The organism is Streptomyces palmae (assembly GCF_004684805.1).
In the GTDB taxonomy this organism is placed as follows: domain Bacteria; phylum Actinomycetota; class Actinomycetes; order Streptomycetales; family Streptomycetaceae; genus Streptomyces; species Streptomyces palmae.
In genome coordinates, this window is record NZ_SRID01000648.1 from 1 (window position 1) to 1716 (window position 1716).

General features: G+C 75.8%; 2 protein-coding genes. One reads left to right on the plus strand and one right to left on the minus strand.

All coding sequences use genetic code 11. From position 1 onward, the window contains the following. Positions 1–190: hypothetical protein (locus E4099_RS33800; RefSeq protein WP_425348292.1), on the minus strand; the 190-nt coding region annotated here is incomplete at its 3' end. Positions 191–435: 245 nt separating this feature from the next. On the opposite strand from E4099_RS33800, the gene E4099_RS31790 reads away from it, so the two are divergent. After that, the gene (locus tag E4099_RS31790) at positions 436–1680 is read left to right on the plus strand and encodes a L,D-transpeptidase (protein WP_135342555.1); all 1245 of its coding nucleotides are present in this window, start codon (positions 436–438) and stop codon (positions 1678–1680) included. The last annotated feature ends 36 nt before the right edge of the window (positions 1681–1716 follow it).

The window sequence follows — 1716 nt, forward strand, 5'->3', positions numbered from 1 at the left end:
GCGCGAAGCCGGTGCCCGGCGCGCCGTCCGGACCGGTCCCCGCCCAGGCCCCCAGCCGGTGCCAGTCCCCCGGGGGCGCGGGCGGCCCGGCCACCGGCCCCGGCGCGGCCTCCCGCGGCCCGGGAACGCCCGGCGGCACATGGCTCGCGGCCCGGCCCCGGGCCGTCTCCTGCTCAGCTGCGTTCGACACCAGCTCGCCTCCGGCGGCTCGGCTCCGAAGGACCCGGGAGGGCGCCGTCCGCCTTCCGGAGGCACCGCCCGCACCGCGCCCCGTGCCGTACGGGCGAAGGTCCCCTACGGTTCTGCCCACCAGGAGCCGGGCCCTCACTCCCGCGGCCCCGGCCCAGCGGGGGCGGCGCGGCCGTTCGGGGTATTTCGCAGGGCAAGGCGGGGGACGCCTCGTTGCCCCCGGCGGAGGCGATCGTTGGGGAAGGCGTGACCAAGCGATCAGGCCGGGGGCCGTGGACGGGCACGGGCCGACGGACCGCGGCGGCCGGCGCCGTACTGCTGTCCCTCGCGAGCTGCGGGCTGGACCGCATCGGCAGCGACGACGCCCCCCGCCCGACGGTGGAGGCCATCCGCATCACCCCGCACAACGGCGCCAGGGGGGTGCGCCCCGAGGGACGGCTGTCGGTGACGGCGCCCGGCGGCCGGCTGGAGCGGGTCCGGGTCACCCGCACCGACGACGTCGGCGAGCGCACCGTACTGGCCGGGCGGCTCTCGCCGGACGGCCACGACTGGCGGCCGACCGAACCGCGGCTCACCCTCGCCGCCCGCTACGCGGTGGACGCCGTGGCGGTGGACGAGCGCGGCCGGCGAGCCGCCCGGCACACCACCTTCACCACCTATGTTCCGCGGCACCGCTTCATCGGCTACTTCACCCCCGAGCACGGCTCCACCGTCGGCACCGGAATGATCGTCACCTTCGGCTTCAACCGGCCCATCCTCGACCGGGCCGCGGTCGAGCGCGGCATCCGGGTCACCGCCCGCCCGCGGACCGAGATCGCCCCCCACTGGTTCGGCAACCGGCGACTGGACTACCGGCCGCGCGGCTACTGGCGCCCCGGCACCCGGGTCACCCTGGACCTGCGGTTGCGCGATGTGCGCTCGGGCCCCGACTCGTACGGCATCCAGCACCGCAAGGTCACCTTCACCGTGGGCCGTTCGCAGGTCAGCACGGTGGACGCGGCCCGGCAGAAGATGACCGTACGCCGCGACGGCCGGACCGTCGCCCAGCTCCCGGTGACCACCGGCGCGCCGGGCCACGAGACGTACAACGGCCGGATGGTGGTCATGGAACGGCTGGCCAAGACCCGGATGAACGGCTCCACGGTGGGTTTCGGCGGCGAGTACGACATCGCGGACGTTCCCCATGCCCTGCGCCTCACCTCCTCCGGGACCTTTCTGCACGGCAACTACTGGGCCGAGCCCCGCATCTTCGGTGCCACCAAGTCCAGCCACGGCTGCATCGGGCTGCGCGATGTCCGCGGCGGCAGCCGGCGCACCCCGGCCGGCTGGTTCTACCAGCGGTCGCTCATCGGCGACGTGGTGGAGGTCGTCAACTCCCGCGAACGCCGGGTGGCGCCCGACAACGGTCTGAGCGGCTGGAACATGCCCTGGGCCGCCTGGCGCGCGGGCTCCGCCCTGCACCGACCGAGCCGCTCGGCCGCCGGCCACTGACCGCGGGCGCCCACCACCCCCACCACCTGTCTCTGA